The sequence below is a fragment of the Acidovorax sp. HMWF018 genome (assembly GCF_003061035.1).
In the GTDB taxonomy this organism is placed as follows: Bacteria; Pseudomonadota; Gammaproteobacteria; order Burkholderiales; family Burkholderiaceae_C; genus Acidovorax; species Acidovorax delafieldii.
Genome location: NZ_QAIM01000470.1, coordinates 1 through 1,794 on the forward strand (window position 1 = coordinate 1; position 1,794 = coordinate 1,794).

A 1,794-nucleotide genomic window follows, 5' to 3' on the forward strand; every position below is an offset into this window, starting at 1 on the left:
CCATGGCCCCGGCGCTGGTGCCACGCCCCTGGGACAGCGCCGACCGGTTTGCCCTCTTCGCACCCGCCACGGTGTTCCTCAACACGGCCGCGCTGCAGGCACTGGGGCTTTCTGCCGCCGCTCCAGCACCATCGTCGCCCCTGCCCCGCCTTACGCTGCAGGTGGGTTTGCAACAGGCGCTCACGGTGCAGGTGGCAGGCACCGTGACCGCCGGCGGCGCGCCGCTGGCCGTGATGGACATTGGCGCTGCGCAAGATCTGTTTGGCCGTGCGGGCGCACTCACCCGCATCGACCTGCAACTGCAGCCCGGCACCGACCGCACTGCGTGGGAAGCCACACTGCGCGCGCAGCCCGGCTGGCCTGCCAACATAGTGCTGGCGCAGCCCGGCGATGCCACCCAGCGCATCAGCAACCTGTCGCGCGCCTACCGGGTCAACCTGACAGTGCTGGCGCTGGTGGCACTGTTCACCGGGGCGTTTCTGGTGTTCTCGGTGCTGGCCCTCAGCGTGGCGCAGCGCGGGTCGCAGTTTGCGCTGCTGGCCGTGCTGGGCGCCACACCGCGCCAGCGGCTGGCACTGGTGCTGGCAGAGTCGGCAGCGCTGGGCCTTCTGGGCAGCGTGCTGGGCATAACGCTGGGCACCGCGCTGGCTGCCACAGCGCTGCAACTGCTGGGCGGCGACCTGGGCGGTGGCTACTTTGCGGGCGTGCGGCCCGCGCTGCAATGGAGCGCCCCCGCCGCCCTGGTGTACGGCGCACTGGGCGTGGCGGCCGCCTTGGCGGGTGGCTGGTGGCCCGCACGCGCCGCGCAGACCCTGCCCCCGGCCCAGACCCTGAAGGGCCTTGGCGCCGCAGCCAGCCAGGCGGACAAGGGCACTGTTGGTATCGTTTTGATAGCTGCCGGGGCAATTTTGACTAGCGCTCCACCCGTATTTGGCATTCCACTGGCCGCGTACGTCGCCATTGCCCTGCTACTGGTGGGTGGCATCGCCCTGTTGCCCTGGGGCATGGCGCGGTTGCTGGCAGGGCTGCAGCCCCTGGCCGCACGCCATGCGCTGCCACTGCTGGCGCTGGAGCGCGCGCGGCGCATGCGGGGCAGCGCTGCCATCGCGGTGGGCGGCGTGGTCGCATCCCTCAGCCTGGCCGTTGCGCTGACGGTGATGGTGTCCAGCTTTCGCGGCTCGGTCACACAGTGGCTGGACGCGGTGCTCCCGTCGCCGCTGTATGTGCGCTCGGCCCTCAGTGCGGGTGGCACGGGCGGCGGTGAGGCCGCGTTGCTGCCCGCAGGCTTTGCCGAAGCGGTGGGCCAGTTGCCAGGGTTGGACCGCGTGCAGCCCCTGCGCGCCAGCCCGCTGCAGCTGTCTCCCACCCTGCCCTCGCTTACGGTGCTAAGCCGCCCCCTGGGCGATGAGCCGGCGCAGACCCTGCCGCTGGTGGGCGAAGCCCTGCCCGTGCCCCCCGGCCGCACCGGCGTGTACATCAGCGAGGCCGTGGTGGACCTGTACGGCCTGCGCCCTGGCATGGAGTGGCCCGCACTTTCCAAGGCTTTTAGCCCCCAAGCGCTACAGAATCATGCGCCAATAGCTATCTTTTACATAGCAGGCATCTGGCGGGACTACGCCCGGCAAACCGGCGCCGTGGTGATGGACCGCGCTGTGTGGCTGCGCCTGACCGGCGACGCCCGCACCAGCGACCTGGCCCTGTGGCCCAGCGAGGGCACCGACCTGTCGGCCTTGCAGGCGTCCATCCGCGCGCTCGCTGCGACCCAAGCCGGCCGCCAGCTCTCCACTGCGGCGG

General features: G+C 71.2%; 1 protein-coding gene. It reads left to right on the forward strand.

The features are described from left to right. Positions 1 to 1,794 (forward strand): ABC transporter permease (locus DBR23_RS19775; RefSeq protein WP_369882145.1); only part of this gene is annotated, 1,794 nt, incomplete at both ends.